The 396-nt window shown below is 67.4% G+C and carries 1 protein-coding gene; it reads left to right on the plus strand.

Translation table 11 applies throughout. The annotated features are described in order from the left end of the window. The coding region (locus tag B2J89_RS21880) for a M48 family metalloprotease (RefSeq protein WP_169170878.1) at window positions 1-190 on the plus strand (190 nt) is incomplete at its 5' end. Between the last annotated feature and the right edge of the window lie 206 nt (window positions 191-396).

Consider the following 396-nt stretch of genomic DNA (forward strand, 5'->3'; position numbering starts at 1 on the left):
CGCGGGCGCGGTGCAGCTGATGGGCCGGCGCCAACCGATGATCAACGCGCTGGCGCGCCTGGGGGGCCTGCACCCGGCGGAGCTGCCCAAGAGCATGGAAGCGATGGGCATCACGGGCAACATCGGCAAGCTGTTTTCCACGCACCCTCCGATGGAAGAGCGCATTGCCGCGCTGCAGGCCCGCAACTGACCTGCGCTGAAGCCTGAAAAAGCCCGCTGCAAGGCACCTTGCAGCGGGCTTTTTTCTTTGGCGGTGGCAGATTGCGCGTCCTTTGTCGGCTGGAGCGCAGAAGGGCCCAGATTCAGACGGGCGCTTGCGCGGCCGCGGCGCGGCCGATCAGCAGGCGAAACGGCAGCAGCATCAGCACGCCCACGCCGAGCTTGACGGCCAGATCG

This window comes from Acidovorax sp. SRB_24 (assembly GCF_012931925.1).